The sequence below is a fragment of the Mesorhizobium sp. GbtcB19 genome (genome assembly GCF_019091085.1).
GTDB lineage: Bacteria > Pseudomonadota > Alphaproteobacteria > Rhizobiales > Rhizobiaceae > Mesorhizobium.
On sequence record NZ_JAGXJY010000057.1, the window covers coordinates 1 to 1,494 of the forward strand.

General features: G+C 37.7%; 3 protein-coding genes. 1 reads left to right on the forward strand and 2 read right to left on the reverse strand.

Features of this window, described 5'->3' with window-relative positions; all coding sequences use genetic code 11:
* The coding region (locus KVT37_RS31510) for a tyrosine-type recombinase/integrase (RefSeq protein ID WP_217578916.1) at nt 1–432 on the forward strand (432 nt) is incomplete at its 5' end.
* 233 nt (nt 433–665) lie between these two features.
* Here the strand turns inward: KVT37_RS31510 and KVT37_RS31515 are convergent.
* Together KVT37_RS31515 and KVT37_RS31520 are read right to left on the reverse strand one after the other, a co-directional pair.
* Nucleotides 666–1,154 carry an NUMOD3 domain-containing DNA-binding protein gene (locus KVT37_RS31515; RefSeq protein WP_217578918.1) on the reverse strand — a complete coding sequence of 163 codons (489 nt, stop codon included), beginning with the start codon at nt 1,152–1,154 and terminating at the stop codon, nt 666–668.
* A partial coding sequence (locus tag KVT37_RS31520; protein ID WP_217578917.1) for a GIY-YIG nuclease family protein occupies nt 1,155–1,494 on the reverse strand: 340 nt, incomplete at its 5' end.

Sequence of the window (1,494 nt, forward strand, 5' to 3'; positions counted from 1 at the left end):
GATTACGTTATTATGAATCTCTTATTAGACACATTTTTGCTTATTAGCGAAGCACTATCGCTTACCAGCAATGATATTGATTTCTCTACCAAAGTTATTACAGTTCGTGCATCTGTTGCCAAAAGTCGTAAAGCACGTATTGTCCCGATTAAAAATACGACAGCAAACTTACTGAAAGATTTGATAAAGGAGAATGAAGAGTTTGAAACGGATCACGTCTTTGTTACAAAATACGGTGAACCGATGAATCGGAATCATATTCGCAGACGACTGAAGAAGTACGCTGAGGCAGCTGGAAGTACGAAGAACGTACTACCCCACTTGTTCAGACATACAGGTGCTACGATGTTTCTAGAAGCTGGCGGGGATATACGTCACTTACAGATGTTACTCGGACACGCTGACCTACGCATTTATCTAAGCAGGCGTTAATTAATCAGCATGATAAATTTTCTCCGTTGAATGCCGTGATTGGGAAGCTGAACAAGGAGCGAAGGATATTACGTTAGGCGTCATCTTCAGATGGCGTTTTTTATTTTATATAGATGGTTGGCATAACCGTAAGCATATTCACAATGTATTATACAACAATAGAGCCTCAGATTATCCCGATTTGTTAATCAATATAACTGTGAGGTTAAATACCTCTGATAGTCTTTAGAGATTTATATACTAAGATAATAGTAAGTCGGATACTTATCTGATTTGTGCCTATCACGTAAAGTTTTCTTTGTTTTTCCTAATGTACGTACTGCCTCCATCAAGCTTGGATACTTTACATCATCTATACTTATATGTTTACTGTTGGGTGGACTTGCTCTCATCTTAAGCTTCTGTTCTTCAGACTTAGGAACACCTTTCAGCTTCCCTTTGTTCTTTTTCGAGATAATACGTCGCGTTTCTTCTGAGTGCGTTTTACCATAGCAGGGGTTCTTTTCGCCGTCATAACGCCCCTTCATCATCTCACTCTTCAGCCGTTTGTACTCTTCAGTATGATTCTTCCCGAGTATACCATTCGCTTCACCATGATTTGCGCATTTTTCTCGAAGATGCTGTATTACTTCTGGTGTATGCTTTCTATTATAAAATGGATTCTTTTCACCTGTCTGACCCTTCAGTTTCTCAATACGCTGTTTATTCGTTTCTTCAGACATCTATCCACTTGGCGGTTTTCCATAGAAATGGTGTTGATCTCCTCTTAAATTTTCTGTCTTAGATGACCAAGAGCGATTATACAAAATTTTGTTGGGTTTATACTGATCAATAAACAATTGCTCCATTTCTACAGCGAGTTGTAAATCCTCATACTTATTTCCAGTATCTATAATGTCAATAAGATTGAACTCAAAAGACTCTTCTCCATGTTTATTCCAAGTACGTTGCAGATGAATGATATGGTGCTTATTAGACTTTAGTAGTTGTATGTGAGTATTCCACCGTATTCTAAGATTGACTGTTCTTCCTACATAAAATTTCTCATCGATTTTGTTTCTA

Excerpts from the sequence above, each read along its gene's own strand:
- KVT37_RS31515 (WP_217578918.1), bottom strand. The coding sequence starts at position 1,154 with ATGTCTGAAGAAACGAATAAACAGCGTATTGAGAAACTGAAGGGTCAG.